The sequence below is a fragment of the Leucobacter edaphi genome, assembly GCF_016522535.1.
GTDB lineage: Bacteria > Actinomycetota > Actinomycetes > Actinomycetales > Microbacteriaceae > Leucobacter > Leucobacter edaphi.
Genome location: NZ_JAEHOI010000011.1, coordinates 71,595 through 97,394, shown reverse-complemented (window position 1 = coordinate 97,394; position 25,800 = coordinate 71,595). Strand labels below are relative to the sequence as shown.

20 protein-coding genes are annotated in these 25,800 nt (G+C 69.6%); 3 read left to right on the top strand and 17 right to left on the bottom strand.

All coding sequences use genetic code 11. The features are described from left to right. Positions 1–26 precede the first annotated feature (26 nt). From JD292_RS10550 to JD292_RS10535, 4 genes are all read right to left on the bottom strand, one after another. Positions 27–713, bottom strand: coding sequence for a GntR family transcriptional regulator (locus JD292_RS10550; protein ID WP_200132715.1), 687 nt, complete (start codon positions 711–713; stop codon positions 27–29). 1 nt (position 714) lies between these two features. Then, entirely contained in the window at positions 715–2,250 is a 1,536-nt protein-coding gene (locus JD292_RS10545; RefSeq protein WP_200132997.1) for a fumarylacetoacetate hydrolase family protein, read from the bottom strand. A 143-nt stretch (positions 2,251–2,393) separates the two neighbouring features. Next, on the bottom strand, positions 2,394–3,224 hold the full coding sequence (locus JD292_RS10540; RefSeq protein ID WP_200132714.1) for an HpcH/HpaI aldolase family protein: 831 nt from the start codon (positions 3,222–3,224) through the stop codon (positions 2,394–2,396). After that, complete coding sequence (locus JD292_RS10535) at positions 3,209–3,994, bottom strand: fumarylacetoacetate hydrolase family protein (protein WP_200132713.1); 786 nt, start codon at positions 3,992–3,994, stop codon at positions 3,209–3,211. Before JD292_RS10535 ends, JD292_RS10540 begins: the two co-directional genes overlap by 16 nt. Before the next feature lie 205 nt (positions 3,995–4,199). On the opposite strand from JD292_RS10535, the gene JD292_RS10530 reads away from it, so the two are divergent. Further along, on the top strand, positions 4,200–6,332 hold the full coding sequence (locus JD292_RS10530; RefSeq protein ID WP_200132712.1) for a DEAD/DEAH box helicase: 2,133 nt from the start codon (positions 4,200–4,202) through the stop codon (positions 6,330–6,332). Positions 6,333–6,422: 90 nt separating this feature from the next. On the opposite strand, the gene JD292_RS10525 is transcribed toward JD292_RS10530, so the two are convergent. Next, positions 6,423–6,773 (bottom strand): nuclear transport factor 2 family protein, encoded by a 351-nt coding sequence (locus JD292_RS10525; RefSeq protein ID WP_200132711.1) that lies wholly within the window; start codon positions 6,771–6,773, stop codon positions 6,423–6,425. A gap of 25 nt (positions 6,774–6,798) precedes the next feature. Next, positions 6,799–8,217 carry an aldehyde dehydrogenase family protein gene (locus JD292_RS10520; RefSeq protein WP_200132710.1) on the bottom strand — a complete coding sequence of 473 codons (1,419 nt, stop codon included), beginning with the start codon at positions 8,215–8,217 and terminating at the stop codon, positions 6,799–6,801. 195 nt (positions 8,218–8,412) lie between these two features. Between JD292_RS10520 and JD292_RS10515 the strand changes: the two genes are divergently transcribed. Continuing rightward, positions 8,413–10,053: a GMC family oxidoreductase gene (locus tag JD292_RS10515; protein ID WP_200132709.1), complete on the top strand. Its 1,641-nt coding sequence runs from the start codon at positions 8,413–8,415 to the stop codon at positions 10,051–10,053. 269 nt (positions 10,054–10,322) lie between these two features. Here JD292_RS10515 and JD292_RS10510 read toward each other — a convergent pair whose 3' ends face one another. From JD292_RS10510 to JD292_RS10500, 3 genes are all read right to left on the bottom strand, one after another. Further along, entirely contained in the window at positions 10,323–10,631 is a 309-nt protein-coding gene (locus JD292_RS10510) for an EthD family reductase (protein WP_200132708.1), read from the bottom strand. Positions 10,632–10,825: 194 nt separating this feature from the next. Further along, positions 10,826–12,466 carry an amidohydrolase gene (locus JD292_RS10505; RefSeq protein WP_200132707.1) on the bottom strand — a complete coding sequence of 547 codons (1,641 nt, stop codon included), beginning with the start codon at positions 12,464–12,466 and terminating at the stop codon, positions 10,826–10,828. 449 nt (positions 12,467–12,915) lie between these two features. Continuing rightward, positions 12,916–15,060: a primary-amine oxidase gene (locus JD292_RS10500; RefSeq protein ID WP_200132706.1), complete on the bottom strand. Its 2,145-nt coding sequence runs from the start codon at positions 15,058–15,060 to the stop codon at positions 12,916–12,918. A gap of 224 nt (positions 15,061–15,284) precedes the next feature. On the opposite strand from JD292_RS10500, the gene JD292_RS10495 reads away from it, so the two are divergent. Then, on the top strand, positions 15,285–16,124 hold the full coding sequence (locus JD292_RS10495) for an SDR family NAD(P)-dependent oxidoreductase (RefSeq protein WP_200132705.1): 840 nt from the start codon (positions 15,285–15,287) through the stop codon (positions 16,122–16,124). A 106-nt stretch (positions 16,125–16,230) separates the two neighbouring features. Here JD292_RS10495 and JD292_RS10490 read toward each other — a convergent pair whose 3' ends face one another. From JD292_RS10490 to JD292_RS10455, 8 genes are all read right to left on the bottom strand, one after another. After that, a complete protein-coding gene (locus JD292_RS10490; RefSeq protein ID WP_200132704.1) occupies positions 16,231–16,926 on the bottom strand; it encodes an ABC transporter ATP-binding protein in 696 nt (231 codons plus the stop codon). Beyond that, a complete protein-coding gene (locus JD292_RS10485; RefSeq protein WP_200132703.1) occupies positions 16,923–18,722 on the bottom strand; it encodes a branched-chain amino acid ABC transporter ATP-binding protein/permease in 1,800 nt (599 codons plus the stop codon). Before JD292_RS10485 ends, JD292_RS10490 begins: the two co-directional genes overlap by 4 nt. Then, positions 18,709–19,584, bottom strand: a complete 876-nt coding sequence (locus tag JD292_RS10480; protein ID WP_200132702.1) for a branched-chain amino acid ABC transporter permease — start codon at positions 19,582–19,584, stop codon at positions 18,709–18,711. The genes JD292_RS10485 and JD292_RS10480 overlap by 14 nt, the downstream gene beginning before the upstream one ends. Positions 19,585–19,710: 126 nt before the next feature. After that, complete coding sequence (locus tag JD292_RS10475; RefSeq protein WP_200132701.1) at positions 19,711–20,886, bottom strand: ABC transporter substrate-binding protein; 1,176 nt, start codon at positions 20,884–20,886, stop codon at positions 19,711–19,713. Positions 20,887–20,940: 54 nt separating this feature from the next. Beyond that, on the bottom strand, positions 20,941–21,765 hold the full coding sequence (locus JD292_RS10470; protein ID WP_200132700.1) for a MoaF C-terminal domain-containing protein: 825 nt from the start codon (positions 21,763–21,765) through the stop codon (positions 20,941–20,943). A 425-nt stretch (positions 21,766–22,190) separates the two neighbouring features. Continuing rightward, entirely contained in the window at positions 22,191–23,150 is a 960-nt protein-coding gene (locus tag JD292_RS10465; RefSeq protein ID WP_200132699.1) for an AraC-like ligand-binding domain-containing protein, read from the bottom strand. A 105-nt stretch (positions 23,151–23,255) separates the two neighbouring features. Beyond that, positions 23,256–24,524: an aspartate aminotransferase family protein gene (locus tag JD292_RS10460; protein ID WP_200132698.1), complete on the bottom strand. Its 1,269-nt coding sequence runs from the start codon at positions 24,522–24,524 to the stop codon at positions 23,256–23,258. A 101-nt stretch (positions 24,525–24,625) separates the two neighbouring features. Beyond that, the gene (locus tag JD292_RS10455) at positions 24,626–25,690 is read right to left on the bottom strand and encodes a phosphotransferase enzyme family protein (RefSeq protein WP_200132697.1); all 1,065 of its coding nucleotides are present in this window, start codon (positions 25,688–25,690) and stop codon (positions 24,626–24,628) included. Between the last annotated feature and the right edge of the window lie 110 nt (positions 25,691–25,800).

Genomic DNA, 25,800 nt, shown 5'->3' with positions numbered 1-25,800 from the left:
GCGGAGCGTGGTGCGGCGAGTAGGGATCAGGCTGCCGGGGCCGCCTGTGGCTCGCCGTGGTGGCGATGCTCGTCCGAGTAGGCGAGCACGGCATCGAGCGTCTTCGTGCGGTGCTCGCGCGCGGCGAGCTCCACCTCCAGGGCGTCGGCGCCCCGCTCGATGAGTTCAAGGATCCGCTCGTGTTCCTCGACCGATTCCTGCGCCCGGCCCGGCACGAAGCTGAAGGACGAGTTGCGCAGCACCTTCATGCGGTTCCAGCCGCGGTGCACGAGGTCGAGGATGTGCGGATTGGGGCAGGTTTCGAAGAGCACCGCGTGGAACTCGAGGTTGAGCTCCGTGAAGCGCTGCGGGTCGAAAGCGCTGAGCGATTCGCGCATGGTCGCGTTGACGGCACGCGCCCGCCGAACCTGGTCCGCGGTGATGAACGGCGCCGCGAGGCCGGTCGCGTTTCCCTCGACGAGCGCGAGCGTCTGCATCGTGTGCAGGTATTCCGTCTCTTTGATCAGGGAAACCTGCGCACCGACGTTGCGCTCGAAGGTGACGAGCTGCTCCGCTTCGAGACGGCGGATCGCCTCCCGCACGGGAACGACCGACATGCCGAGCTCCTGCGCGATCGGGGCGAGCACGAGCCGGTAGCCCGGCACGTATTGTCCGCTATCGATCCGTTCCCGAATCAGGCGGTATGCGATCTCTGACTTCGACTCCGCGGTCATCTCAGGCCCCGCCCCCTGCCGCCTTCGCGGCCCGTTCGGCGTCGTACTTGGCGCGCCATTCCGCGTTCATGGGGAAGAGCCCGTCGACGGGGTGCCCTGCCGCGACCTGATCGGCGACCCACGCGTCGGCTTCCTCCTGCGCCGCGGCCTCGGCGGCCACCTCGGCGAGGAGGAACGGCGGGATCACGATCACGCCGTCGCGGTCGCCCATGATCACGTCGCCCGGCTGCACGGCCGCGCCGCCGCACGCGATCGTGACGTCCGTCTCCCACGGCACGTGGCGGCGGCCGAGGACGCTCGGGTGCGCGCCCTGCGAGAAGACGGGGATGTCGAATTCCTGCACGGCCGCGAAGTCGCGGACGCCGCCGTCGGTCACGATCCCGGCAGCGCCGCGCACCTGCGCGCGGAGGGCGAGGACGTCGCCGACCGTTCCGGTGGAGGGGACGCCGCGGGCCTCGACCACGAGCACCTCGCCGGCCTCGACCGTGTCGAACGCGCGCTTCTGCGCGTTGAAACCGCCGCCGTGCGCCTTGAACAGGTCGGGGCGGAAGGGGATGAAACGGAGCGTCTTCGCGGTGCCGAGGATCCGGTCGCCCTCGTGGTTCGGGTGGACGCCGTCGATGAAGATGTCGACGTAGCCGCGCTTGCGGAGCGCCGCGGAGACCGTGGCGACGGCGACGCCGTCGAGCTGCGCGCGGATCTCGTCGGTGAGTGCCGCTGCGGGTGCCGAGGAACCGGCGGCCTCGGCGCTCGCCGCAGCCGAGTCGAGCGGGGTGGCGCGGCCAGCGGCGACCGCGGCCGCGTGCTCGGCCTCGCTGCCCCAGGCCTCGATGCGCTGCAGGTCGTCGGCCTTCGGCTTCGAGCCGAAGTCACCGAAGGCGGTGGTGCCCTGCGTGACCGTCGTGATGAGGCGGCCGGTGGTCGGGGCGCCCGGGGTGTTCGGGGCGTCGACCTCGACCTCGACGACGTCGCCGGGGATCACGACGGAGGAGCCTGCGGGCGTGCCGGTGAGGATCACGTCGCCGGTCTCGAGGGTCATGTGCTGCGAGAGGTCGGCGACGAGCTGGCCGAAGGGGAACTTCAGCGTGTCGCTCGTGTCGTCCTGCACGAGCTCGCCGTTAACCCAGGTGCGGACGCGCCAGTCGTCCTGCGTGAGGCCCGCCGTGGGGATCGCCTTCGGGCCGATGGGGGTGAAGCCGTCGCCGCCCTTGTTGCGGACGTTGGAGCCCTTGTCGGCTGCGCGGAGGTCGTAGAGCCCGAAGTCGTTGGCCGCGGTAATGCTGGCGACGTGCTTCCAGCCCTCCTCGGGCGTGACGCGATGGGCGGGTTCCCCGATGACGAGGGCGATTTCGCCCTCGAACGCGAGGAGCTCGGTTCCGGCGGGGCGCTCGATCGTGCCGCCGGTGGGGGCGAGCGAGGAGGCCGGCTTGAAGAAGTAGGAGGGGAATTCCGGCGTGCGTCCGCGCTGCGCGATTCGCGAAGGGTAGTTGAGATGGACGGCAATGATCTTGCCTGGGGTGGGGATTCCGTACGTCATGGCGACCTCGCTCATCTCGTTGTATTTCTTATCGTATACGATCCGTGCGGATCGGGGAAGAGGGAATGGGGTGGATTCTCGGGTGGGATTCAGGCTTTCGGCGGTGCCCTGCCCGGACCTCGGGCTCGGTCCCGGCCAAGGGCTCAGTAGCTCGCGCGGGGCGCCGGATCTGCACCATCTGCTTCGTTGTTCGCTGCCGGAATGAAGCGCTCGACCAGGGCTTCCGTCTGCCTCGCGAGGATCGCGACGTCGGCGCCGACGGCGACGAACGAGGCGCCTGCCTCGATGTAGCGCTCGGCGTCCGCCGGGACGAAGGCGTTCACCCCGGCGGGGATCCCGGCGTCGACCGCGGCCCGGATCGAGCGCAGCACCGCCTCGACGACCTCCGGGTGATTCTGCTGCCCGATCAGGCCCATCGACGCAGCCAGATCCGACGGGCCGACGAAGATCGCGTCCACGCCGTCGACGCGCACGATGCGCTCGACGTCGGCGACCGCCGCGGCGGACTCGATCTGCACCGTGACGCTCACGAACTCGTCGGCGCGGCCGAGATAGTTCTCGACGCGATTCCAGCGGGCGGAGCGGGCGAGCGCCGATCCGACGCCGCGGATCCCGTTCAGGGGGTAGCGCGCGGCGCGCACGACCTCGCTGGCCTGCTCGGCGGAATCGACCATCGGGATCAGGAGATTCTGCACGCCGAGGTCGAGGAACTGCTTGATGAGCACCGGATCGCCGAACGGCGGGCGGACGAGCGGCGCCACGGGATACCCGGACATCGCGTGCAGCTGCGCGAGCACCGATTCAAGTCCGTTGGGGGAGTGCTCGGCGTCGAGAAGCACCCAGTCGCAGCCGCTTCCCGCGACGATCTCCGCCGTGACGGGGCTGCCGGCGCAGGCCCAGAGCCCGATTAGCGGGCGGTCGGAAACGTCGAGCCGCGCCCGCAGCGTGGGCGGGAGGGTTACACGAACCGGCATGTCACCGACCCCAGTCCGTTGTAGTCGGCGTGCACGGTGTCGCCGCGCTCGACCCACATCGGCTTCGTGAACGATCCCGCGAGGATGATCTCGCCCGCCTCGAGGGTCTGCCCGTGCTGGGCGAGCTTGTTCGCGAGCCAGGCGACGCCGAGCGCCGGGTGACCGAGGATCGCGCCGGCGACGCCGGAGTCCTCGATCGTCTCGTTGCGGTAGAGCAGCGCGGAGGCCCAGCGCAGATCGGTCTCATCGACCCGCACCGGCCTGCCGCCGACGACCATCGCGCCCATCGCGGCGTTATCGCTGATCGTGTCGACGATCGTGCGGCCCTCGAGCTCGAGGTGGGAGTTCAGGATCTCGAGCGCGGGCACCACGTACGCGGTCGCGTCGAGCACGTCGAAGATCGTGACGTTGGGGCCGCTGAGCGGCTTCGACAGGACGAAGGCCAGCTCCACCTCGATGCGGACGTTTGAGAAGCGGTCGAACTCGATCACGGCTCCGGACTCGTGCACCATGTCGTCGTGGATGACGCCGTAGTCCGGCTCGCTGATGCCGGTGGCGACCTGCATCACCTTCGAGGTGAGGCCGATCTTGTGGCCCACGAGGCGGGCGCCCGCCTCGATCCGGCGGTCTGACCAGACCTTTTGAATCGCGTAGGAGTCCTCGATCTCCATGCCCGGATACCTGGACGTCAGTTTCGGCAGGATGGTGCGGTCGCGGTCGGCCTGCACCAACTCGTCCGCGATGGATTCGATCTGCGCCTTCTCGAGCATGGAACCTCACTTCCTCGGGGTCGCTTTGGATCGTATACGATCCCGGATCGATGCGCCAGGGGAAGGCGCTGGGAGCTCCAAATCCGTCCCCGAACAGGGCGTGACCAGCTCCGCCGGATGAACGCGCGGCGAGAATTTCGAAAACCGATTCGGGATCAGGGCCCTGAGCGGCGTGTGGGCGCCGGAAGCGCGGTAGAATTCTCTGATGAGCATTACCGAAAACGTCGAGCCAGAGGGCATCGACGCCACCGCCCCCGCAGAATCCGAGGGCGACCGCGTCACCTTCGCCGACCTGGGCCTCGCACCCAAGGTGCTCCAGGCGATCACCGACGTGGGCTATGAAACCCCGTCCGCCATCCAAGCCGCAACCATCCCCGTCCTGCTCGAGGGGCGCGACGTCGTCGGCCTCGCGCAGACCGGCACCGGCAAGACGGCAGCGTTCGCGCTGCCGATCCTGTCCCGCATCACCCCGGGATCCGACGTGCCCCAGGCGCTCGTCCTCGCCCCCACCCGCGAGCTCGCGCTCCAGGTGTGCGAGGCGTTCGAGAGCTACGCGTCGCATCTTCCCGGCGTCCACCTGCTCCCCGTCTACGGCGGCCAGGCCTACGGCCAGCAGCTGTCCGCGCTCCGCCGCGGTGTCGATGTTGTCGTCGGAACCCCCGGTCGCATCATGGACCACCTGAAGCGCGGATCGCTCGACCTGAGCCAGATCAAGTACCTCGTCCTCGACGAGGCCGACGAGATGCTCAAGATGGGCTTCGCGGAGGACGTCGAGACGATCCTGGCCGACACCCCCGAGGAGAAGCAGGTCGCCCTGTTCTCCGCGACGATGCCGGCCCAGATCCGTCGCATCTCGCAGCAGCACCTCCGCGACCCGCAGGAGATCAAGATCGCTGGGAAAACCCAGACGAGCTCGAATATCACGCAGCGCTACACGGTCGTTTCCTACACCCAGAAGCTCGATGCGCTCACCCGCATCCTCGAGGTCGAGGACTTCGACGGCCTCATCGTCTTCACGCGCACCCGCGGCGACTCGGAGCAGGTTGCCGAGAAGCTCCGCGCCCGCGGATACTCGGCGGCCGCCATTAACGGCGACATCCCGCAGAACGTGCGCGAACGGACCGTGCAATCGCTGAAGGACGGCAAGCTCGACGTCCTCGTCGCGACCGACGTCGCAGCGCGCGGCCTCGACGTGGAGCGCATCAGTCACGTCATCAACTACGACCTGCCGATCGACACCGAGTCCTACGTGCACCGCATCGGCCGCACGGGCCGCGCCGGCCGCTCGGGCGACGCGATCAGCTTCGTCACGCCGCGCGAGCGCCGCCTGCTCAACGCCATCGAGAAGGCCACGAAGCAGCCGCTCACGCAGATGCCGCTGCCCCGCATCGACGAGGTCAACGCCACGCGCCTGTCGAACTTCGACGACGCGATCACCGCGGCACTCGACGATTCGAGCCGCATCGAGGCGTTCCGCGACATCATCGACCACTACGTGCGTCACCACGACGTTCCCGAGAACGACGTCGCAGCGGCACTCGCCGTTGTCGCGCAGGGGGACACCCCGCTCCTCCTCACCGAGGACGACGACCGCAAGTTCGAGCGCGACCGCAAGCAGGCCGCCCGCTTCCTCGAGGACGGCGACCGGGACCGCGGCGACCGCAAGGGGCGCGAGGACCGCGGGCCGCGCGAGCGCCGCACCGACCTGCAGATGTACCGCATCGAGGTCGGCCACCGCCAGAACGTGAAGCCGGGCCAGATCGTCGGCGCGATCGCGAACGAGGGCGGCCTCAGCCGCGACGACTTCGGCCGCATCCAGGTGCGCGACGACTTCTCCCTCGTCGAGCTCCCCAAGAACCTGCCAGCGAGCACGCTCGACGCGCTCTCGTCCACAGTGATCGGCGGCAAGCCGATCGAGATCCGCGAAGACACCGGCCCCGCCCCGCGCGGCAAGGGCTGGGAAGACCGTCGCGGGGGCGGCGACCGCGGAGGCCGCGGCGGCTACCAGCGCCGCGACGACCGGGGCGACCGCGGCGGCTACGGCCGCCGAGGCGATCGCGGCGGAGACCGCGGCGGCTACCAGCGCCGCGACGACCGCGGCGACCGGGGCGGCTACGGCCGCGACGATCGCGGGGACCGCGGTGGCTACGGCCGCCGTGACGACCGGGGCGGAGACCGCGGCGGCTACGGCCGTCGTGACGATCGCGGCGGTGACCGCGGCGGCTACCAGCGCCACGACGACCGCGACGGCGGCCGCAAGCCCCGCTGGGGCGGCGGCGACGACCGCCGCGACGGCGGCGCCGACCGCGCGGACGGCCGTCGCAAGCCCCGCTGGTAACCACCGGCACTGAACGACGAAGCGGCGCCTCCCGGAGCAGATCCGGGAGGCGCCGCTTTTCGCGTTCGGGGTCTGATCAGCGCGTCCGCCTCAGACGGTCGTAAACACCTTGCTCACGATCCGCCACACGCCGTTTCTTCGCACGAGCCCAAAGTGGTTGCGGAAATTCGCGCCGAGGAAGCCCTGCTCTTCCAGTACCGCGTGCGCGGTGTCACCGGTCACGTCGATCCCGCTGATTTGCGAGGCGTAGTCGGGGCCGGCAGGTTCGGCTGGCTCGACGACGTTGACGACGAAGTCCTCCCCGGACATCTCGACGTAGTCGGGGCCGAGGTAGCCCCACATCCGGGCGTTCGGGGCGAACGCCTCGCGTACGAGCGCCGGATCCGCCGCAGCGCAGCCGTCAACGTAGCGCTGCACCGCGGCGCGGATCTCCTGATCCATCACGATCTCCTGAGTATCCGAGCGATCAGCCGCTGACGACCTGCGGCTCAGCGACGGCCTTCAGGCCGAGCGTGCCGAACTCGCGCCCGTACCCCGACTGCTTCGCGCCGCCGAACGGCACCATCGGGTGCAGCCCGCCGTGCGAGTTGATCCACACGGTGCCCGCCTGAATCCGCGCAGCGAGCTCGCGGGCCTTGTCGCGGTCCGACGACCACACCGAGGCGCCGAGGCCTACCTCGAGCTCGTTCGCGAGCTTCACCGCCTCGTCGACGTCGGAGTAGCGGATGATCGGGAGCGCGGGACCGAACTGCTCCTCCAGGACGAGGTCCTGGTGAGCGTCGATATCGGCGATGAGCGTCGTCGGGTAGAAGTAGCCGGGCTGATCCCGATCCGGATCCCCGCCCATCACCACGCGCGCACCGGACGACTTCGCCGACTCGACGAGGCGGTCGACGATGTCGAACTGCGCCTTGTTCTGGAGCGGGCCGAGCACGTTCTGATCCTCGAGACCCACGCCCATCGGCATGTTCGCCGCAACCTTCGCGAGCTCCTCGACGACCTCGTCGTAGACGTCGTCGTGCACGTAGAGCCGCTTGAGTGCGGCGCAGGTCTGGCCCGTGTTGATGAACGCGCCCCAGAACAGGTTCTCCGCGATCTCCTTCGGATCGACGTCGGGCAGGACGATGCCGGCGTCATTGCCGCCGAGCTCGAGTGTCAGGCGGGTCACGTTCGGGGCGCTCGCCTCGATGATTCGCTTGCCCGTCGGCGTCGATCCCGTGAACATGATCTTGCCGATGCGCGGGCTGCGCGTAAGGGCATCGCCCACCGTGCGGCCCGGACCGGGAACGATGTTGAGCACGCCCTCGGGGAGCACCTCGTTCATCACCTTCACGAGCGCGAGCACCGACAGCGTGGTCGTCTCGGCCGGCTTCAGCACGACCGTGTTGCCCATGCGCAGCGACGGGGCGATCTGCCAGATCGAGATCATCATCGGCCAGTTCCACGGCGAGATCGCGCCCACGACGCCGATCGGGCGGTAGTGCATTTCGGCGTAGCCGGACTCGTCATCGATGAGCACCTCGACCGGCAGCGGCGTGCCGGCCGCGGCGCGCGTCCACGCAACGCAGCCGCCGACCTCGAAGCGGGCGTTCGGGCCGTTCAGCGGCTTCCCCTGCTCGCGCGAGAGCAGCTCGGCGAGGGGCTCGGCCGCGGCCTCGATCGCGTCGGCCGCCCTGTTCAGATAGGCGATCCGCTCGTCGTCGCTGAGCGCGGCCCACGCGGGCTGCGCCGCCTCGGCGCGATCGATCGCTGCCTCCAGCTCGGCGACGCCCTGCACCGGCGCGATCCCGATGAGATCGCCGGTCGCCGGGTCGAACACCTCGCGGGTCTCGCCCTCGCCAGCCGTCGCAACCACCTGAGCCAGCAGCTGTTCGTATGTACTCATGGATCCTCCACTTCGAGTCCGGTCCTTCCTCTCAGGGTATGCGGTCGCCCAGGAACGGGGTTGACCCTTCCCGCACTGCACTTGACTCCCCGGGCATGACCGAGGAACCCATCTCGACCGGGAGATGCCCCGGTGAGAGGCTCAGAGCACCGCCCGGGCGACGGCGCCCGCGCACAACCAAGAGGAGCAGCTCTGATGTCGGAACAGCACAGCGAATCCACCCCGGCCGTCCCGCGGACGGCAATCGTGATCGGAGCGGGATCCGCGGGATCGGTCGTCACGCGACGGCTCGCCGACGCGGGCGTCGACGTGACGGTGCTCGAGGCGGGCGGCGAGGACACGAACCCCGCGATCCACGACCTCAGCCGCATGGGCGAACTGTGGCACAGCGAGGACGACTGGGACTACTTCACCGTCCCGCTGGCCGGAGCGAACGGGCACCGCATGCATCTCCCGCGCGGCAAGGTGCTCGGCGGATCGCACGCGCTGAACGCGATGATCTGGGTGCGCTGCGCGCCGCAGGACTTCGACCACTGGGCCTCCCTTGGGAACGACGGGTGGTCGTGGAACGACGTGCTGCCCGTCTACAAGTCGATCGAGAACTACTCGGGAGCGGGGGACCCCGCGCTGCACGGAACCTCCGGCCTACTCGACGTCACCGACGACTACGAACTCTCGCCGATCCAGCAGTCGATCATCGACGCCGCCGTCGAGGAGGGCCTCGAACACAACCCCGACTACAACGGCGCCTCGATCGAGGGGGTGTCCCAGCAGCAGATCACCGTCCGCGGAGGCGAACGGCTCAACACCTACATGGCGTACCTGAAGCCGGTTCGGGATCGCGTCGACGTGCGGGTGGGCTGCCGGGTGCTCGAGCTGATCTTCGCTGGTGAGTCGGGTGCGGAGGCGGGGGATGGCGCAGGCGCCGGTAGCGCGAGTGGCGCGGGTGCGGGCGGATCGCGACGCCCTCGCGTGGTCGGCGTCCGATACACGCGAGGCGGTGAGACGCATGAGGCATTCGCCGACGAGGTGATCCTCGCAGCCGGGGCGATCGACTCGCCCCGCGTGCTCCTGCGCTCGGGGATCGGCCCGGCCGAAGAGCTTCGCGAGGTCGGGATCGAGCCCGTCGTCGACCTCCCCGGCGTCGGCAAGAACCTGCACGATCACTACCTCGCCCCGGTGATCTTCGACACCGAACAACCGATCGACCCTCCCCGCGAGGGCGTCTCCGTGACGCAGTCGCACCTGTTCTGGAAGAGCCGCCCCGGACTCGATCGCCCGGACACGCAGCCGATCCACTTCTCGGTCCCCATGTACGGCGACTTCCTCGAGCCCCGCGGAGCAAACGGATTCTCCCTGATGGCGGGGCTGATCACGCCGCAAGCGCGCGGCGAGATCCGGCTCTCTGGCCCGGGTGCCGACGATCCGCTCCTGATCGATCCCGACGCGCTCGGCCACGACGAGGACGTTGCCTCGCTCGTCGCCTCGGTGCGGCAGTGCCGCCGGATCGGCTCCCAGGCGTCGCTCGCCGCGGCACCCGAAGACGGCGGCTGGGGAGCGACCGAGGTGTACCCCGGCGCCTCAGTGGGTGACGGCGAGGACCTCGTCGACTACGTGCGCAACACGCTCGCGACCTACCACCACCAGGTCGGCACCTGCAAGATGGGGACTGACGATCTGGCGGTCGTCTCGCCTCGTCTCGCCGTCCACGGCGTTGATGGCCTGCGGGTGATCGACGCCTCGATCATGCCGCGGATCACGACCGGCAACACCAACGCCCCCGCGATCCTGATCGGCGAACTGGGCGCGCGCTTCGTGCTCGCCGGGGAGCGGTAGGCCGCCCGCGGGCGGCGGCGGCGGTTTGCGGGCCGCGCCTCCCGCCGCTCGGCGCCAGGGCCGCCGCGCCTCCCGCCGCTCGCCACCCCCCAACCCGTTCAATACATAAGCAATGTGCGTTAAATAAGTACGAATGCGCGATTATCGGCTTATTTAACGCACATTGCTTATTTTACGAACCGGGGCGCGCGGGATCCGGGGCCAGGGAACCGACCGACGCCGCAGCGCCCGGTTCCAAGACCGCAATACCGGCAGGCCCGCGCGCGAAACTACAGGGCGTGCGGTTCGAGCGTGTAGTCGATCACGGTTGCGCCACCCGTGGCGTAGTTGGGGACGTCCGCTTCGACGGCACGCCCCTCGGGGGAGGCCAGAGCGGCGTGGCAGTCCGCCTCAGTGTCGAAGGTCGCCTCGAATATGGCGAAGTAGGGTCCGGCCCCGGGTTCGCAGATGCCGAGTGCGATCGAGATAGATCGGACCCCCGGCAACTGCTGGCACAGGGGGAGGTGGGTGCCGCGGTAGTACTCCTCGAAGGCGGCGCGATCGGTGGGCTCCGGGTAGAGGACCAGGAGTTTGTGCATGATTCCTCCTCGAATCAGTGAGCAACGTTTCGGAACGGAACGGCGGGTCTGGTGTGGTCGGCCGGGCCGGCCGGGCGGACGAGGTCGGCCGGGCCGGCGAGGTCGGCGGGGCCGGCGAAGTCAGCGGGGCCGACGAGGCCGGCGGGAGGGGCGATCAACTTGGGCGACGCCACCGTCTTCGCTTCCCGGGCCACCTACCTGCCCCGCGCGTACACGCGTCGTCCCGCGAACCAGGTCTCGTCGACCGTGGTGTGCACGAGTTCCGTCGCGGGGTGCGCGAAGGGATCGCGGTCCAGGATCACGAAGTCGGCGGACTTGCCGGCCGAGAGCGATCCGACCTCGTCGGCGAGTCCCATCGCCTCGGCCGCGCAGATCGTGAATGCGGCGATGGCCTCGTCGAGGGTGATCGCCTCCTCGGGCCACAGTTCGCCGGGGTACTGTCCGCTCGGGTCCTGCCGGGTGACGAGGCCGTGGATGCCCTCCCACGCGTTCGGTGAGGGGGAGACGGGCCAGTCGGATCCGCCCGCGACGTTCGCTCCGGCGTCGATGAGGGAGCGGTTCGGCTGCATGCGATCGGCGCGCTCGCGCGGGAGCACCTGCCGGATCGCCTCCACGATCGGGCCGGGGACCCAGATGAACGGGGAGATGTCGGCTGAGACGCCGAGCGGGCCGAAGCGCTCGATGTCGTCGGGGTGCACGAACTGGCCGTGCGCCACCTGGTAGCGCGTCGAGGTGATCCCCTCGTCGCGCAGCGTTTCGACCGCGTTGAGTACCTCGTGCACGGAGGCGTCGCCGGTGCAGTGCACCTTCGCGGACAGGCCGACCGCGGCGACCCTGCGCAGCCAGTCGGTGAGCTCCTCCGGTTTGAGCAGGGTATTTCCGTGGTGGTGGGCGCCGTGCGTGTCGTCGGGAAGGTACGGCTCGAGGAACGCGCCGGTGCGAGTGGGCGGGACGCCGTCGAGGAAGATCTTCACGAAGTCGGGCCGGTGGTGTTCGGTGCGGAAGCGCTCGCCGTCGAAGACGAGGTCGTTGCCGATCGCCGGGTAGCCGAAGATTTCATCGTTGATCAGGAGGGAGCTCACGACCCAGGCGTTGAGTTCGCCGGCCTCGTCGAGTGACTGCAGGGCCTCGAGAATGTGGGTGGAGACGCCGGCGTCCTGGAACGCTGTGACGCCGAACGAGTTCAGGATCTCGACGCCGCGTTGGGAGGCGGCGCGGGTCTGCTCGGGGGTGAGCCCGCCCGCAGCCTCCTGCGCGCGGGCGACGGGGAGGCCTGCTGCCTCGAGGAGAACGCCCGTTGCCCGCCCCTCCGAGTCGAGCACGACACCGTGCTGACCGGCGGAAACGCCAGCGAGTTCCATGGCTCGCGAGTTCACCCAGCGGTTGTGGTGGGAGTCGTCTGACAGCATCACGGGGCGCCCGCCGGCGGCGTCATCGAGACCCTGCAGCGCCGCAACGGTGTTGATTTCGCCGAGCCGGTCGCTCATCCAGGGGCCGCCGACCACCCAAGCATCCGAGGGCAGAGCAGCGGCGTGCGCCCGCACCGCTTCGAGGATCGTGTCGAGGTGCGCGCCGATCGGAATGCGGAGTTCGAAGAGTTCCTCCTTGCCGGCGAGGAGATGGTGGTTGTGGACGTCGATGAGTCCTGGCATCACGAAGGCGCCGTTGAGGTCGCGCACCTCGGTGTCGGGCCCCGCGAGTGCGAGGATCTCCGCGGAGGAGCCGACGGCTGCGATCCGGCCCTCGGCGATCGCGATCGCCTCGGCTTCCGGCAACGCGGGGTCGACCGTGTACACGCGGCCGCCGGTGAGGATGAGATCGGGTGTTTCGGTCATCTTTGACTCCAAACGGATCAGGGATTTCGGATGGGGATTTCGAATCGGCAAGTCAGATCAAGGAGCCCAGGACCGGGAGCCGAGATCGGGAACCAGGATCGGGGACCCAGGATCGGCAGCCCGGATCGGAGACCCAGGATCGGCAGCCCGGATCGGAGACCCGGACCGGGAGCCAGGATCGCGAATGCTGGATCGGCGGCCCGGATCGGAGACCGCGGACCGGGAGCGAGGATCGCGAACCCAGGATCGGCAGTCCTGATCGGAGACCCCGGATCGGGAACCAGGATCGCGAACGCAGGATCGGGGACCCCGGACCGGAGACCCGGATCGCGAACCCAGGATCGCGAACCCCGGATCGATCCGTCGCGTTGGGAATCCGGTCGCGGCCAGGAACCGCAGCGGCGGCACACTCCGAGCGGCAGCGGCCCGTCCGGCGCGCACGGTGGGCGCTACTTCCCGCAGGCGCAGTTGGCGCCGCTGCAGCGGCAGGTGTCGCCCGCGCAGCACCCGCAGTTCCCGGAGGCGCAGCATCCCGCGGACCCGGCCGCCGCCGCACCCGCGACCCCGCCCGCGCCCGTACCGGCGACGCCGCCACCGACGCCGCCCGCATCGCCGTCGCCCATCCCGCAGGCGCCGCCGCCGGCGCGCGCGTCCTCGGGGAGGTTCATGGCGGGGTTCTCGTCGAGGAAGCCGTGGGGCTTGAACCAGAAGCCGGAGTAGTCGACGGGCATGATCGGCCAGTCCTCGGTGCGGGGGATGTGCGTCGGCCCGAACACGTGCCACAGCACGATGTCTTCGCCGTCGAGGCTGCGGTCCTGGGCGGTCCACTCGGGGAGTCCGGCGCCGGGCGCGTGGGCGTTGGGGTAAAAGCCTGCCGGGTACATTTCCTCGGCGTCGTACCGGGTGCCCCAGAGGTGCTTCGTGGCGAAGTTGGCGCGCCCGTACACGGTCGATTCCGGCTGCGCCGCGAGCAGCGCTTTCCCCTCGGGGATCAGCCAGTACGAGGTCGGCTTGCCGACGTAGTTTGTGCGGTGAGCCGAGCGCACCTCCCAGACGCGGCCGACGAGGCCGTTCGCGATCCGCTGCGCCTCCTGCTCGCTCTTGAGCTGCGTGTCGGACCAGGTGAACGCATTGCCGTACGGGTTGTCGGGGCCGATCGGGATCCCGACCGCGTCGATCTCGTGCAGCGTGTTGTCTTCGCCGTCGATTGCGGCGTCGATCCGCGCGCAGAACAGGTGCTGGTGCACGGGCGTGAAGATGCCGGGCGCGATCTCGGGGGCGTGCGGGTTGTCGCTGCCCGGGATCCCCGCGCCCGCGAACACGATGCCCGTGGCTTTTGCCTCGACCTGGATCGAGCCGTCGAGGTAGAAGTACCAGAAGAAGCCGTAATCGTAGTTGCCGATCGTGGCGAAGTAGCTGACGACGAGGCGGCGGCTGCGCCGCGTCTCGGCGTGGCCGTCGAGGTCGGTGTGCTTCCAGAGGATCCCGTAGTCCTCCTCGTGCATGCAGATCGCCTGAGGGATCATGACGGGGTTGCCCTCGTCGTCGGGGACGAAAGCGTCGAAGTAGTGGATCACGCCGAGGCAGTCGCAGCCGAGGGCGAGCGAGTTCGCGTTCTTGCCGAGCAGGTATTCGCCGGCGTCGAAGTAGCTGATCCAGTAGCGGCTGATGGAGGTGTCGCCGTACGGGACGACCATCTCCGGCACGCTCGCGCGGTGCGCGACGCTGCGGTCTTCGTCGCCGTCGCGGAAGGTGATCTGGTTGATGACCAGGCCTTCCTGCTGGGTGAATCCGACGCGGAACTTCCAGTTCTCCCACTGCACGAGGCTGCCGTCGACCGAGAAGCTGGGGCCTTCGGGCTGGGTGATCTCGATGGGCTTGAGCGTCGTGCGGACGGGGCCCTGCACGTCGAGGCCGTAGTTGCCGTGCTGCTCGGGCACGGGCACGTCGCCCTCGTCGTCGATCCGGATCACGCGGCGCTCGGTGAGATCGACGTGCACGACGAGGCCCTCGATCGGGTGCGCCCACGGGCTGTCCTGCTCCGAGAAGCGCAGGTAGGTATGGGAGCGGATGATGCGGCGCCCGATCTCGTCCTCGCGGCCGAAGAAGCCGGGGGCGAGCGGGGAGCAGAAGGCGAGCTCCATGTGCTCGGCGAGGCCGCGGCGGGTCATGGCGGCCTGCCACTCCTCGGAGGCCTTGACGATGTCCGCGGCGTCGGCGTACTCCTCGAAGAGGTACTGGGGCTGCCCGTAGGGCGGCTCGGTCGTGGCGATCACCCGGAACGAGTCGATTTCCCCGCGCGTGACCGAGACGATCGCCTCGGAGGTGCGGCCGCTGTCGCGGTCGAGGAGGGTGACGCGGATCCGGCGGTCGAGCGCATCGCCCGGCTGCCAGGCCGCGAGCACGGCCTTGTCGGGGTCGACGGGGAGCATGCGCGGCACCCGGGTGTCGTCGGCGAAGTGCCCCGCGTCGGCGAGGATCGCGCGGGCCGCGGCGATCTCCTCGCCGGTCAGCGGATCGAGGGGGTGCGTGGGATCCTGCGGGGTCGTGACCCGCTTCCCGTGCGTGTGCGTCGTATCGGGGGTGTGCGTCATTGAAACCGTCCTCCAGCAGTTCGCGGCCCCGCCGGGGGCGAGGGCCACCATCGTCAGTATCGCAGCGGATCCGGGGGAAGGGGTTGACGGTCCGCGCTCTCGCATTGTCGGATCGGGATCGAATGTGCCGATCAGGCCGGGGACGGGCGACGATGGGCGTGTGCCGCGTGCGCGCGGCGAGGCGTTCGGCGCACGGGCGAAGGGGCCCGGCAGGAGGAGGAATCATGGTGTCGTTGGGATCGGGCCCGCGTGGGCTTCCGGATCGGAGCGTGCGCGACAAGGTCGTGCTCATCACGGGCGGCGGGACGGGGATCGGCGCCGCGGTTGCGGCGCGCTTCGCCGAGGAGGGCGCCCGCGTGGTGCTCGTTGGCCGGCGACCCGGGCCGATCCAGGAGGTCGCCTCGCACGTCGGCGGGCACGCGATCGTCGCGGATGCCGCGGATGGCGAGTCGGCGCGCGCGGCCGTCGCGGAGACGCTCGCGCTGTACGGTCGGCTCGACGTGCTCGTCGCGAACGCTGGCGGGCACGGCTTCGACCCCGTGGGCGAGACGAGCGACGAGTCGTGGGAGTCGTCGATCCGCGTGAACCTCACGACGGCGTTCGTGATGGCGCGCGAGGCGCTGCCCGCGCTGCTCGAGAGCCGCGGGGCGATCGTGATCGTGTCGTCGCTCGCCGGCGTGTTCGCGGGGCCGAAGGTCGCGGGGTACACGACGACGAAGCACGCCCTGATCGGCCTCACACGCTCGCTCGCGCGCGACTACGGGAAGCGCGGCGTGCGCGTGAACGCGGTGTGCCCCGGCTGGACGCGGACGCCGATGGCCGACGCGGAGATGGACGAGTTCATGGCGCACGCGCCCGAGCTCGAGAACCGCGATGAGGCGTACGGGCGGGTGACGCGCGACGTTCCGCTCGGCCGCGCGGCGGAATCCGAGGAGATCGCCTCGGTCGTGCGCTTCCTCGGCTCGGGTGAGGCCTCGTATCTCACGGGCGCAGTGCTCATGGCGGACGGCGGCGCGCACATCGTCGACCTGCCGACGCTCGCGTTCGAGCACGCGGGGATGTGAGGCTCGGCTTCGTGCGCGAGGGAATGCCGGGCGAACGCGAAGACGCGGGGGTGAGGCAATCGCCTCACCCCCGCCTCGTTCGCGAGAAACCCGCGAGAAACCCCGATCAGCCCCCGAGATACGCCCGCCGAAGCAGCTCCGGATCCTCGGCGAGCGCCGCGGCAGGCCCCTGCGCGTGGCTCACGTGCCCGCTCGCGACGACCATCGCCTCGTCGGCGACGCCGAGCGCGAGGTGCGTGAACTGCTCAACGAGGAGCACGCCGACGCCAGAGGCGGCGATCTGCTGGATCAGCGGCAGCAGCCGCATGAACACGACGGGCGCGAGCCCGAGCGACATCTCGTCGATGAGCAGGAAGCGCGGCTGCGAGGCGAAGGCTCGCGCGAGCACGACCATCTGCTGCTCACCGCCCGAGAGCAGCACCGCCTGCGAGTCGATCCGCTTCTCGAGTTCGGGGAAGGCCCCGAGGATCTCCGTCAGCGCAGCCTCGGTCTTTGCCGTGAGCAGGAGGTTCTCTCGCACGGTGAGCGACGGGAAGATGGCACGCCCCTGTTCGATGTGGGCGATCCCGGAGCGCGCCCGCTGCACGCGGCTGCGCTTCGCGATCGACGCACCGTCGACGAGGATGTCGCCGCCGGAGTGCGGGATCACCCCCGACACCGACTCGAGCAGGCTCGTCTTGCCCGCGCCGTTCGGGCCGACGAGCGCGAGGATCTCGCCGCCCCGAACCGTGAGGTCGACGTCCGAGATCACGGGCCCGGCCCCGCGGCTCACCGTGAGGCCGCTCAACTGCAATTCACTCATGAGCTGATCTCCGCATCTCCCATGTAGGCCTTGATCACGGCCGGATTCTCGAGGACCTCTGCGCTGGATCCCTGCGCGAGCACCTTTCCGAAGTCGAGCACGGTGAGCTCGGTGCAGACGGACCGCACGAGGTCGAGATCGTGCTCGATCAGGATGATCGCCGTATCGAAGCGCGACGGGATGCGGGTGAGACGGTGCCCGAAGGCGAGGTGCTCCTCGTGCGACAGGCCGGCGGCCGGCTCGTCGAGGATCAGCACGCGCGGCCCCGCGAGCACCGCGGCCGCGACCTCGATGAGGCGGCGCGTACCGACGTCGACCGTGGAGAGGAGTTCCTCGGGCGGCGGGCAGCCGAGGAACGCGAGCGCGTCGGCGAGCTCGTCGTGGTCGAGGCGCTTGCGCGCGACGAAGCGGACGTATGCCTCGACCGTGAGCTGCGGCGGCACGCGATCCTGCTGGAAGGTGCGGCGCAGGCCGAGTCTCGCCCGCTTCACGGGCGAGGTGCGGCTGATGTCGGCGCCGTCGAGCACGACGCTGCCCGTGTGCTGCGGCAGGAATCCGCTCACCGCGTCGACGAAGGTCGACTTGCCGGCGCCGTTCGGGCCGATCAGGCCCATGATCGAGCGCTGGGGCACGGTGAGCGAGACGTCGTCGAGCGCTTTCAGCTGGCCGAACTGGACGCCGAGTCCTCGCACCTCGAGCACCGGGGGAGCGCCCGCGGGAATCGGCTCGGCCGCCTCCGCCACGGCGAACACATCGAGCACGGAGGTGCCGGGGATCGGCTGGTCGGATCCGCCGTCGGCCGCGGGGTCCTCGACGAGCTTGCCCGTCACGGGGCCCTCGGCGGCTGCCTTCCTGCGCCGCCGCAGCAGGCCGCGGATGCCCTCGCCGAGGTTCGATCCGCTCGTGATCGCCTGGATGCCGAGCAGACCGAAGACCACGAAGCCCCAGTCCTGGGGGACGCCCCAGCGCTTCAGCAGCTCAGGCACGATCACCCACAGCAGGCCGCCGAAGATCGCCATGTCGATCAGATAGGTGCCGCTCATCACGGCCAGAATGTAGAGCGCGAGCGACTGCAGCGGCGTGAAGCTGGAGGCGAACGGGAGCTGCACCTGGCCGGCCAGCAGGCCGCCCGAGATGCCCCCGAGCGCCGCGCTCACCGCGAACGCCGACAGCTTCGCCGCCGAAACGCTCTGGCCAACCGCGGCGGTGCCGCGCTCCGAGAAGGCGACGGCCTTCCAACTGCTGCCGATCCGGCTCCGCTGCAGCCACGAGACGATCAGCGCGCAGATCACGAGCACGATCCCGGCGAAGAAGAAGTAGTCCCGGTCGCTCGAGAACGCCTGCGGCCGGTCGACGGGGATTCCGTCGACGGCACCGGGGAACTGGATCTGCACGAGCATCACGTCGAACGCCGCGGCGAAGCCGAGCGTCACGACCGCGAGGTTGACGCCCCGAAGCCGGAGCGCGGGGAGGCCGATCAGGATGCCAGCGATTCCGCCGGCGAGACCGCCCGCGAGGAGCCAGACGATAAACCCGCCAGGCACGTGGTTGAGGCTCATCCACGCGACCACCCACGCGCCGATCGCGGCGAAGGTGAGCTGGGAGAGCGCGATGATGCCGGCGGAGCCGGTGACGACGCCGAGCCCCATCACGGCGATGATCGCGGTGATGGCGCTGATGCCGAGGAACACGAAGTAGCCGGAGAGTCCCGTGCTGAGCAAATAGACCGCGACGACGCCCACGATCGCGACGACGACGGGCAGGAACGCCCTGATCCGGCGATTAGCGAGCGGCATCCCACACCTCCTTCCGCTGCGTCCACAGCAGCAGTACGACGATGAACAGGAAGGGGATGAAGTTCCGCACGAACGACAGGCTCGGGATCTGGGCGACGACGCCGGAGATCATGCCGAGCACGAGGCCGCCGACAACGGCGAGGTCGAGCCTGCGGAAGCCGCCGAGGAGCGCCGCGGCGGACGCGGGGATGATGAGCATGGAAAGGCTGATGGCGTCGTTCGACTGCGACGGCGCGATGACCATGACCGTGATCGCGGAGATCGCCCCGGTTGCGGCCCACACCCCGATCGAGAGCGGTTTCGCTGCGATGCCGATGAGCTCTGCCGTCGTGGGTCGCTCGGACAGGGCGCGCAGCTTCGTGCCGATCGTGGTGCGGCGCAGCATCAGGGCGCACCCGACGGCGACGAGGATCGCGAGCGCGACCATGACGATCGTCACCCAGCTCACCACGACTCCCGCGACGGTGAACGCAGGACCGGAGAGAATCGGCGCGAACGGCTGCGGCTTGTTGCCGAACAGGATGAACGACAGCGAGATGAGCATGAGGAACGGCGCGACCGTCATCGCCGAGCGAAGCGTGACGGACGCCTCGGACAGCCAGGTCGCGGCGACCCAGCCGATGATCCCGTTGAGCAGCGCGCCGATCACGACACCCGCGATCGTGGCGAGCCAGATCGGGAGGCCGAGCGACGTGGCGAGCCAGACCGCGGAGAAGGCCGCGAACATGCCCGTCGCGGCCTGCGCGAAGTTGACGACGCGGACCAGCCGCGACATGAGCGTGAGGGTGACGGCGAGGACGGCGTAGAGGCCGCCCGAGGCGAGCCCGGCGAGGGCGCCCTGGAGGAGCGCGCCGCCGCTCACGGGGTCACCCCGTGCGGGCGTGGAGGCGGGGAAGTGGAGAGCATGGTTCCTTCTTCGCGAGAATCGCTGACGAGAACCCGGGTGCGGCGATCGGGCCGCCGCACCCGGGAGAGGGGATTCGGGTTCCTAGCCCTTCGCGACGAGCCAGTCGTCAGCGGACTTGGACCAGGCCTTCGTACCGGACTTCAGCACGATGGGCCAGCCGCCGGGCTGGTAGTCCTGCGCGGCGATCTTCTTGAACTCGTAAGGGAACGCGACCATATCGTTCTCGATCGGCTTCATGTTCTGCAGTGCCTGCGACACGGTCTCGCGGGTGATGTCGCCCTTCATTCCCTTCAGCACCTCGACGAAATTCGTCGCGGCGAGGTAGCCGCCCTGGCTGAAGGAGGTGAGCGGGACCTTGTTCTTCTCCATCAGCGCCTTCCAGTCGGCGTTGATCTTGTTGTCCTCGGTGAACGGGTAGAACTCTGCGGGCACGTGGACGCCGCCGCCCGTCCACTCGAGCGCGGAGGCGAAGTTCTCGCTGTAGGTGCTCGTGAGGAAGAGGAAGTGGACGTCGTCCCAGCCCTGGGCCTGCGCGGCCTTGACCTGGCCGATCGCGTCGGGCTCGATACCGTTGACCGCGATCGCCTTGCAGCCCGCGTTCTTCGCCTTGACGATGTAGGACGTGTAGTCCGAGCCGCCATACGGGAGGCTATCGTCGACCATCTTCGGCTTCTTCCCGGTCAGCTCGGTCCACTTCTCGACCCCGGCCATGTACGCGGGCTTCGTGGATCCCGCGATCTCGAGCAGCACGCAGATGTCGGTGAGGCCGAGATTCTCGGAGCCGTTGTAGAGGGTGAGCGTCATGTCGTTGAACGGGCCGAGGTTGACCGGCGCGATGTTCGGGGAGTCGAAGCAGCCGGTGTCGACGCCGATCCCGGGGACCGAGAGCACCTTCTCCTGCTGGTAGTAGTTCTTGTTGATCTCGCACTCGATGAGCGAGGCGCCGCCGACGAGCGCGACCACTTCGTCGCTGCCCACGAGCTGCCGCGCCGCTGCGGTGGCCGATGCGGGATCGCCCTTGTCGTCGACCGTCGTGTACTCGATCTTGTGACCGTTCACGCCGCCGTCGGCGTTGACGCGGTCGAACACGGCCTTCGCCGCGGCCGAGGCCTCTGGGAAGGTTGCCGGCCCGCTCAGGGTGTTGACGGAGCCGATCTTGATCGTGGATCCGCCTCCGCCGTCGCCGCCGGCGCAGCCGGACAGCGCGAGCGCCGCCACGGCCGTGAGCGCCGCGGCGCTGATCATGCGTTTCTTCATTGGGGTGTCCTCTCGGGTGTGAGCTGTTCGATGAAGCTGGGGTGCGCTGCCGGATCAGACCGGCTGCACATCGGGGTATTCGACGGAGCCGATCGGGTAGATGTGCCCGCCGGCTCTGGAGTGCTCGGCGGCGCCGTCGCCCGTGAGGCCGAGGAAGATCCCCGTCGTCATGAGCTGGTAGCCGAGGTCGTGGAGCCAGACGCTCGCGACGGCGATCCGGAACTCGCGGAAGCAGAACAGATACAGCCCGTCGGCGAACTTCCACACGGTCGACATGTCCATGTCGCCGTGGCCGCGCTGCACGCCCTGCACGCACTGCCAGGCGTAGCGCTGGCTCGAGACGTAGACGTGCTCGTACAGGTGGAACGGGCTGTAGCGGTAGAGGTTGCGCTTGCCGATCAGGTCGCGGGACGGCCCGGGGGCCTCGCCGCTCGGCTCGCCCGCGTCGGTGACGCCAGCCCAGAAGGTCTGGCTGACGCGCGGCTCGCCCTCGGTGTCCTCCTCGCCGATGACGGATCGGCTCACGAGCGCGCGGTGCGTCGATTCCGAGTACACGATCGTGATCGCCTCGCGCTCGCGCGATTCGATCGGGAGGTTGACGAACACGACGTCGTCGCGCACGCGCACCGCGTCGTACGGATCGCTGAGGGGACCGTCGGTGGCGAAGTCGCCCGCGGCGCGCCACTCGACCGTTCCCTCGCCGAAGGCCAGGTCAAGGGTGGAGCCGCCGTCGAGGGTGAGGCTCAGGCGGGTCCCCGCGAGCGAGGTGTTCGGGAGGCGGAACGTATCGATTCCCGCCGCGAACTCGTCGTAGCTCCGCCACTCGTTCGGATCTGCCGCCGTCGTATCGGCGCCGGCTCGGACGGTCTCGCTTGCCATGATGCTGCACTCCTTCGTGTCGCTTCAGTCCTGGAGGGATCGGGCGTTTGGGGGCGCGGCCGCCGGGGAAGGGCCGCGCTGCTCGATCCACTGGCTTCAGAGTAGGGAGGCGAGCACGCGTGCGCAGCAGTGGGGCGGACGCCCTGCCGCGGCAGACAATGCCCGTGCCCGGGATGTCAAGGAGTGTCACGGGAAGGTTGCGGAGGCGATTCTGCCGGGCTCGAAACGAGCGCCAATCAGAGGAGCAACGGGCCGCGGCGGGATGCGCCGTGGGAGGGGAATCACGGCGCGAAGCCGGCCGCCGGGCGGGCTGAAGGACGGTGCGACGCGGGCCGCGCTGCCGAGCGGACCCCGGTGCGACGCGGGCCGCGCTGCGAGGCGAACCCCGAGGCTACGCGGGCCGCGCTGCCGAGTGGACCCCGAGGCTACGCGCGCCGCAGCTCGCTCGGCGAGACGCCGTAGGCGGCCTTGAACACGCGGCTGAAGTGCGCCGCGTCCGCGAAGCCCCAGCGGGCGGCGATCGCCGAGACGGTGCGGTCGGCGAGGACGGGATCGATGAGGTCGTTGCGGCACCGCTCCAGGCGGCGCTCGCGGATCCACGTCGAAACGGTGGTGTCGGCCTGGTGGAAGAGGGCGTGCAGGTGCCTGGTCGAGATGTAGTGCGCCTGCGCGATGCTGCCGGGTGAGAGGTCGGGAGAGGCGAGGTTCGCGTCGATGTAGCGGGTGATCTTCTGGAGGAGAACCTGGTGGGGGTCGCGCGCGGCGGGATCCGCGTCGAGGATGCTCGAGAACAGGGTCCCCATCAGGTCGAGGCTCGTGTGGGCGATCTTGTCGCGCACGCGCCCCTCGAGCGTCGCGAGCTGGGCGGGGAACTGCGACAGGAACGCCTTCACCACGGGGGCGAGCGCCGGATGCTCGGCGCCGAGGGACACCGCAGTGAGCTGCTCCGTGAAGGGGATCGGGAGCTCGAGTCGATCCTTCGGGAACATCATGATGAGGTTCCGGAACTCCTCCTCGAAGATGAGGGAGTAGGGCCGTGAGGTGTCGTAGACCGACATGTCTCCGGGGTTCAGCACGACCTCGCGCCCGTCCTGTACGAGGATCGATCGGCCGGCGAGCATCAGGCTCACCTTGTAGAAACCGCTGCCGCCCGCCGCGATGGTCTCGGGCGTGCGCTCCACGAGGTGGGCGTGAGCCGCGACCTCGGTGAAGACGATGTCGTCGGCGTCCGCGGAGGTCATCCGGCCGGAAAACGGAAGCGACTGCTCCGCGGAGATCGCGAGCGGGACGAAGGAGGATGATGCGAGGCTACGGAACTCGCTCAGGCTGCCGGCGCGGACGCCGGAGAGTCCGGGACGATGCGCCGGCTGTATTGCTGACACCATTTTTCGATCACCTCGTCGTCGATCATGCGCGGCCGCCGAGTCGCTGCTCGGGCCGCTGGCCGCGGGCCGCCGGAGCGGAGCGGCGCGCTCACGGGCAGGATAACACTAGATATCGGAAAGCGAGTCGGTGAGCGCTCCGAGAAGGATCGGAAGCTCGGCCTCGCCGAACGCGAGCGGCGGGCGCACCTTGAGCACGCTCTCGTCGCGCCCGATCCGGGAGATGAGCACGTTCCTGGCCTTCATTCCCTCGACCACCCGCTTCGCGAGTTCCGGGGCCGGTACGCCGTCCACGGCGAAGTCGAGTCCCAGGAACAGGCCGGTCCCCTTCGCCGCGCGCACGAAGTCGTGCGTTGCCGCGAGGCGATCGAACTCGGCGCGCGCTTCGGCGCCGAGCCGTTTCGCCCGGTCCATGAGCCCCTCCGCCTCCATTTCGAGGAGCACGGCCTCGCCGACCGCGGCGGAGACGGGGTTCCCCGCGAAAGTGTTGAAGAACTCGTTGCGGGATCCGAACTCGTCGAGGATCGCCTCGCTCGTGACCACGGCGGACATCGGATGGCCGTTGCCCATCGGCTTGCCCATCGTCACGAGGTCCGGGGTCATGCCGGCGAAATCGTGGCCCCACATCCATCCGCCCGTGCGACCGAAACCGCTCTGCACCTCGTCGGCGATGACCAGGCCGCCAGCACGACGGACCCGCTCGACGATCCCCGCGACCAGACCCTCAGGCACCCGGGGCATTCCCTCGGTTGAGAACAGCGGGTCGAACAGGCTGGCCGAGACGCCGTATCCCTCATCCAGCAGCGAGGCGATCGCCGCGTCGAGCTCGGCGAGCGTCTCCGCGAGCACCTCCGCCTCCGGACGCTGATCGCGATCCAGATCGGGGATCCGGAGCGTCCGCACGTGCGGGCCGAGCGGTTCCCGCGTCCTGAGGCCCGTGGTCAGCTCCGCGAGCGTGATCGTGGTGCCGTGGTAGCTGTAGTCGGAAACGATGACGCCCGTGCTCCCCGTGAGCTGGCGGGCGATCCGGAGCGCGAGCTCGTTCGCCTCCGAGCCCGAGTTGCCGAACAGGATCCGGTCAAGACGCGGCGCGAACGTGCTGAGCAGCCGCTCCGAGTAGTCGACGACCCGCTCGTTGAGATAGCGGGTGTGGATGTTGAGCGTCGCGGCCTGCTCGGCGAGCGCGGCGACGACGCGGCCGTTCGCGTGGCCGACGTGGGGCACGTTGTTGTAGCCGTCGAGATACCGCTCGCCGTTGGCCTCCTCCAGCCAGACGCCCGAGCCGCGTACGAACTGGAGCGGTTCGTCGTAGAAGAGCGGGGAGTATGGACCGATCGTGCGGTCGCGGCGGGCCTTGAGAGCTGCGTTGGCGGTCATGGTTGCGCTCCTGTTCGGGAGTTGAGTTCTGGGGGATCGGGGTGCGGATGTGGCACGGAGATGCGGTGGTGCGGTGATGCGGCGCAGCGATCGCGGCCGGCTCAGGGGTGCGGCGGCCCGCCGAGAAGCTCGCGGGACAGACGCACCACGTGGGGGAGTACCGTGGTTGCGTGCCACTCCGCCGTCGGCTCGCCGCGGCGGTCGGCCGACCAGCCCAGGTAGGTGAGGCCGCGCGCGAGCAGCATCGCGGGGAAGGCCGCGTGATCGGCCGGATCGAGCGGGCGGATCGCCTCGTACCCCGCGAACAGCGCCGCCCGATACTCGTCGTGCCTGGGGTGCGGGGTGAAGAAGTAGAGCGCCGTCGCGAGGTCGAAGAGGTGCCAGCCTGCGGCGAAATCGTCGAAGTCGATGAGCACGAGCCCGCGATCCGTGCGGAGGACGTTCTCGGGGGTGAGGTCCGCGTGGATCGGGCCGAAACGACCGGCAGGCGTGCCGTAGGCGCCGAGCGTGTGCCGGATCCGGGCGATCGCGGCGATCACGGCCGCCCGGTCGCCTCCGGCGAGCTCCGCGATCCTGAGCGGATCGCCCCAGGCGGGCTCCTCGCCGACGAGGCCGTCGAGATCCCAGTCGTCGCGCGGCACCGCCATCGTGTAGCCGGAGCGCTCGGTCGCGTCGTGCACCTGGGCGATGAGCGAGCCGAGCGCACGGAAGTCGTGAGGCTCGATCCCCGCTGAGCCGTCGACCGCTGCGCGCTCATCGCCGAAGCCACCCCGATTCTCGATGAGGCGCTGCACGTCGACCTGGTGCGGGCCGGGAAGCGCGGCGTCCCCGGAGTCGACGACCACGAAGCCGCGGCCATCTGGCGCGGTACGAAAATCGGGCACGGACACGCCCGCGGCGTGGAGTGCCCGCACGAAGTCCAGTTCGCAGGCGAGTTCCGCGTCGGAGTGGTAGCCGCGGCGGTGCACGCGGACGACGTACTCCTCGCCGTGGGAAGAGAAGGCGTAGACGTGGTTCTCGCGCCGCTTCAGGAGGCGGAGCGGCGCCGAGGCATCGAGCCCGAACGCTGCGATCGCCTCGCGAGCGATCGGCTCGGCGTGATCGTGCGGCTCGGCGGGATCCTGCGGCCCGGCGGGATCCTGCGGGGCCGTGCTCTCGCTGCTCATACGGGTCTCCTCGATGGGGCGGCCGAGCGGCCGCGACGCAAACTCTGTACTCGGAGTATAGAAACCATATCTCGAGTTCACAAGAGCTGAGCGCGTCTTCTAGACTCGGG

Bases quoted from the DNA above. Each gene is read 5' to 3' on its own strand.
- JD292_RS10535 (WP_200132713.1), bottom strand. From the start codon at position 3,994: ATGCTCGAGAAGGCGCAGATCGAATCCATCGCGGACGAGTTGGTGCAG.
- JD292_RS10475 (WP_200132701.1), bottom strand. From the start codon at position 20,886: ATGAAGAAACGCATGATCAGCGCCGCGGCGCTCACGGCCGTGGCGGCG.
- JD292_RS10495 (WP_200132705.1), top strand. From the start codon at position 15,285: ATGGTGTCGTTGGGATCGGGCCCGCGTGGGCTTCCGGATCGGAGCGTG.
- JD292_RS10490 (WP_200132704.1), bottom strand. From the start codon at position 16,926: ATGAGTGAATTGCAGTTGAGCGGCCTCACGGTGAGCCGCGGGGCCGGG.
- JD292_RS10540 (WP_200132714.1), bottom strand. From the start codon at position 3,224: ATGCCGGTTCGTGTAACCCTCCCGCCCACGCTGCGGGCGCGGCTCGAC.
- JD292_RS10470 (WP_200132700.1), bottom strand. From the start codon at position 21,765: ATGGCAAGCGAGACCGTCCGAGCCGGCGCCGATACGACGGCGGCAGAT.
- JD292_RS10500 (WP_200132706.1), bottom strand. From the start codon at position 15,060: ATGACGCACACCCCCGATACGACGCACACGCACGGGAAGCGGGTCACG.
- JD292_RS10515 (WP_200132709.1), top strand. From the start codon at position 8,413: ATGTCGGAACAGCACAGCGAATCCACCCCGGCCGTCCCGCGGACGGCA.
- JD292_RS10520 (WP_200132710.1), bottom strand. From the start codon at position 8,217: ATGAGTACATACGAACAGCTGCTGGCTCAGGTGGTTGCGACGGCTGGC.
- JD292_RS10525 (WP_200132711.1), bottom strand. From the start codon at position 6,773: ATGGATCAGGAGATCCGCGCCGCGGTGCAGCGCTACGTTGACGGCTGC.
- JD292_RS10460 (WP_200132698.1), bottom strand. From the start codon at position 24,524: ATGACCGCCAACGCAGCTCTCAAGGCCCGCCGCGACCGCACGATCGGT.
- JD292_RS10510 (WP_200132708.1), bottom strand. From the start codon at position 10,631: ATGCACAAACTCCTGGTCCTCTACCCGGAGCCCACCGATCGCGCCGCC.
- JD292_RS10465 (WP_200132699.1), bottom strand. From the start codon at position 23,150: ATGGTGTCAGCAATACAGCCGGCGCATCGTCCCGGACTCTCCGGCGTC.
- JD292_RS10545 (WP_200132997.1), bottom strand. From the start codon at position 2,250: ATGACGTACGGAATCCCCACCCCAGGCAAGATCATTGCCGTCCATCTC.
- JD292_RS10455 (WP_200132697.1), bottom strand. From the start codon at position 25,690: ATGAGCAGCGAGAGCACGGCCCCGCAGGATCCCGCCGGGCCGCAGGAT.
- JD292_RS10530 (WP_200132712.1), top strand. From the start codon at position 4,200: ATGAGCATTACCGAAAACGTCGAGCCAGAGGGCATCGACGCCACCGCC.
- JD292_RS10550 (WP_200132715.1), bottom strand. From the start codon at position 713: ATGACCGCGGAGTCGAAGTCAGAGATCGCATACCGCCTGATTCGGGAA.
- JD292_RS10485 (WP_200132703.1), bottom strand. From the start codon at position 18,722: ATGCCGCTCGCTAATCGCCGGATCAGGGCGTTCCTGCCCGTCGTCGTC.
- JD292_RS10505 (WP_200132707.1), bottom strand. From the start codon at position 12,466: ATGACCGAAACACCCGATCTCATCCTCACCGGCGGCCGCGTGTACACG.